General features: G+C 56.9%; 4 protein-coding genes. 3 read left to right on the forward strand and 1 reads right to left on the reverse strand.

Annotated features, from left to right (window positions below):
- Nucleotides 1-814 (reverse strand): alpha-amylase family glycosyl hydrolase (locus tag QZ326_RS11705; protein WP_295745401.1); only part of this gene is annotated, 814 nt, incomplete at its 3' end.
- Nucleotides 815-1209: 395 nt separating this feature from the next.
- On the opposite strand from QZ326_RS11705, the gene QZ326_RS11710 reads away from it, so the two are divergent.
- The 3 genes from QZ326_RS11710 to QZ326_RS11720 form a co-directional block, all read left to right on the forward strand.
- Entirely contained in the window at nt 1210-2493 is a 1284-nt protein-coding gene (locus tag QZ326_RS11710; protein WP_295745403.1) for an ABC transporter substrate-binding protein, read from the forward strand.
- Between the two features lie 20 nt (nt 2494-2513).
- Entirely contained in the window at nt 2514-3401 is an 888-nt protein-coding gene (locus tag QZ326_RS11715; RefSeq protein WP_365329185.1) for a sugar ABC transporter permease, read from the forward strand.
- Nucleotides 3402-3413: 12 nt separating this feature from the next.
- Nucleotides 3414-3923, forward strand: a 510-nt coding sequence (locus tag QZ326_RS11720; protein WP_295745406.1) for a carbohydrate ABC transporter permease, incomplete at its 3' end; no start/stop codon positions are given.

Raw genomic sequence — 3923 nt, forward strand, 5'->3', positions numbered from 1 at the left:
GCAGATTGCGGCAGTCGGTGCCCAGCTCCTTCCAGATGTAGGGGATGGCGTCCAGGCGGATGACGTCGATTCCCCGGTTGGCCAGGAAGAGGAGATTCTCCGTCATGTCGTTGAATACCACGGGATTGGCGTAGTTCAGGTCCCACTGGTAGGGATAGAAGTTGGTCATGACGATCCGGCCGTCCTCCAGCTGGGTAAAGCTGCCCGGCGCAGTGGTGGGAAACACCTGGGGGACGGTCTTCTCAAACTCCCGGGGAATATCCCAGCTGTCATAGAAGAAATACCGCTCCCCATAGCCCGGCTCTCCCGCCCGGGCTTTTTTCGCCCACTGGTGGTCCTCGCTGGTGTGGTTCATCACAAAGTCCAGACAGAGGCTGACGCCCGCTCTCCGGCAGGCGTCAGCCAGGGCCTCCAGGTCGTCCATGGTCCCCAGCTCAGGCTGGACCGACCGGAAGTCGGAGACGGCGTACCCGCCGTCACTGCGGCCCTTGGGGGAGGCCAGCAGAGGCATCAGATGGAGGTAGTTCACCCCGCACTCCTCCAGATAGGGAAGCCGGTCCTTCACTCCTCTTAAATTACCGGCAAAGGCGTCCACATAGAGCATCATGCCCAGCAGGTCCCGGCGGCGGTACCAGCCGGGATCGCCCTCCCTTCTGGCGTCCTGGTCCCGGAGGGCTTTTTTCCGCCCCTTCCAGCACCGCTCCAGCATTTCCGTAAAATAGCGGAAAGCCCCCTCATCCCGGTACAGCTCAATATAGAGCCATTTCAGTTCATCATAGTGGTGCGCCAGACGGCGCTGGAATACATTCGCCATACTTCTGCCTCCTCCGGCAAAGTTTTGGCATACTATATCACACCGGGTACGCCGGGCGCAAGGGGAAATTGCCGCCGCGGAAGCACGCCTGACACTTCCTGTCCAAAAACGTGCATATTGCCATATTATTTTTCAGGTATTATCTGTCTGCCGCCTCAAAAATCCATCGTTTTTATATTTTATACAAAATAAAATCAATCAAATTGTGCGCAAAGTCGAAATTTTGAGTAAATATATCAAAATGTTATGCAACCCGTATCAAAAGCGCGAAATCTTATATTTTGGTATATTCTGAAAAATACAATCTATTTACATGCAGGCGGAAAGCGTATTATGATTTGTTCATAGTTACGTAACGTTTTCTGAGCGCGACAAAAAAGCAGAGGAGTGGAGTTATGAAAAAGATTCCCCGCGCCGCAGCCCTTGTCTTGACCATAACACTGCTGCTGTCCCTGTGCGGGTGCGGAGCGGCAGACGGCAAGACACATCTTACCTTCCAGATCTGGGACGTGGCCCAGCGGGACGGTATGCAGGCCATGTGCGACGCCTACACCGCCCAGAATCCCGACGTGGTCATTGAGGTTCAGGTCACCAGCTGGAGCGAATACTGGACCAAACTGGAGGCCGCCGGCGAGAGCAATACCATGCCGGACATCTTCTGGATGCACACCGACCAGATCCTGTACTACGCCGACTTCGGCATCCTGGCCGACCTTACCGACCTTTACACCGGCGAGGACCCCAACTTCTGGACAGAACACTATTCCGATATCTCCATCGGCAACGCCAGCGGCTCCGACGGCCGGATGTACGGCGTACCCAAGGACCGTGACAACGTGGTTCTGGTATACAACCGGGAGATGTTTGACGCCGCCGGCGTGGCCTACCCAGACGAAAATTGGACCTGGGACGATATGATGGACGCCTCCCAGAAAATTTATGACGCCACCGGAAAATACGGCTACATGGCCTACAACGACGAGCAGCTGGGCTACTGGAACTTTGTCTACCAGAACGGCGGCTACATCTTGGACCCGGAGACCAACATCCACGCCGGCTACACCCAGCCCGCCACCTCCGAAGCCATCAAATACTACGTGAATATCCAGAAGAACGAGTGGTGCCCCGACCAGACCTTCTTCGCCGAGACAACCCCCGGCACCGCCTTTTTCTCCGGCATGGGCTCCATGTTCTATGAGGGCTCCTGGAACCTGCTCTCTGAGCTGAAGAATTACCCCGATATGGTGGGCAAGTGGGACATCGCCCCTCTGCCCAAGTGCCCCAGCCCCGCCTCCGGCGACGGCACCGGCACCATCTCCAACGGCCTGTGCTACTCCACCGCAGCCAACGGCAAAAACCTGGAGATCGTTAAAGATGTGCTCCGCTTCTTCGGCAGCGAGGAGGGCCAGCGCATTCAGGGCGAGTCCGGCGCGGCCATTCCGGCCTTCCTGGGCCTGGAGGACTCCTGGACCACCGAGTTTGCCAAGTTTGACTATCTGCTGGACGTTCAGGTCTGCTACGACCAGTTCGAGACCTGCGTGCAGTACATCAACAACGCCACCCGCCGCAAGTGGAAGTCCAACGTGGCCGATGAGATGGTCAAGGTCTACAACGGCGCGGACATCGACGCCCAGCTGGCTGTCATGCAGGGTATTGCGGACAGCTATGTGACGGACTGATCGAGAAAGGAGGCATATTTGTGAACAACAAACTTTCCCCCGCCACCCGGCGGGAAGAAAACTGGGGCTGGATCATGGTCGCGCCCACCATCATCGGGCTGGTTGTGCTGAACCTGTGGCCCTTTGTCCAAACCATCTACACCGCTTTCTGCGAGCACCTTGGCTTCGGCCACTACCAGTTCGTGGGTCTGGCCAACTTCACCCGCATGTTCCAGAACGCCGAGTTCTGGCGGGCCACCTGGAGCACCATCCTGTTCTGTATTTTGACCGTTCCCGTGGGACTGTTCCTGTCCCTGCTGGTGGCAATGCTCCTCAACGCCAAGATCAAATTCAAAGGCGGCTTCCGCACCATCTTCTTCCTGCCTCTGGTGTGCGCTCCCGCCGCCGTCACTATGGTGTGGCGCTTCATCTTCAACGGTGAGTATGGCATCCTGAACCAGATTTTTGGCACCCACATCGGCTGGATCACCGACCCCAAGTTTGTCATGATCTCCTGCGCCATTGTGGCTATCTGGAGCAACATTGGCTACGATGCCGTCCTCCTGCTGGCGGGCCTCCAGAACATCCCCAAGACTCTGTATGAGGCCAACAGCATTGACGGCGCCGGCAAGGTAAAGCAGTTCTTCACCATTACCCTGCCCATGGTCTCCCCCACCCTGTTCGTGGTTATGATCATGCGCCTGATGTCCGCCGTCAAGGTCTATGACCTGATCTACATGATGGTGGAGGACACCAACCCCGCCGTCACCAGCGTGCAGAGCCTGATGTACCTGTTCTACCGCTCCTCCTTCGTCGCCGGCGAGCGCGGCTATGGCTCCGCCATTGTGATTTGGACCGTCCTGCTCATTGGCCTGGTCACTGTCATCCAGTTCTACGGCCAGAAGAAGTGGGTCAACTACGACGTGTAAGGAGGAAGAGAGATGAAAAACCGTTCTTTAGAGGCCTCCCAAAAGCGGATGACCATTCTCACCTACGTGGTGCTGATTGCCGCCGCCCTCCTCATGGTCTTTCCCTTCATCTGGATGATCCTCACCAGCTTCAAGACTGTGGCCGAGAGCAACGCCACTCCCCCGGTGATTTTCCCCAGCGCATTCCGGTGGGAAAACTTCAAGGAGGCAATCACCAGCCTGCCTTTTATCAAGCTGTACATTAACACCGCCCTGATGATACTCTTCCGGGTGATTTGCGCGGTGGCCTTCAGCTCCATGGCCGGCTACGCCTTCGCCATGCTGAACTTCCGGGGTAAGAAGCTGCTCTTCGGCATCGTGCTGGTGCAGATGTCCCTGCCCTCCCAGATCTTCATCATCCCCCAGTACCAGATGGTGGCGAAAATGGGAATGGCCAACTCCATCTTTGCCCTGGTCTTCCCCGGCATTGTCAGCGCCTTCGGCGTGTTCTTCCTGCGGCAGACCTACATGGGCATCCCCAAG

It is taken from the genome of uncultured Oscillibacter sp. (assembly GCF_910587525.1).
Lineage (GTDB): Bacteria > Bacillota > Clostridia > Oscillospirales > Oscillospiraceae > Oscillibacter.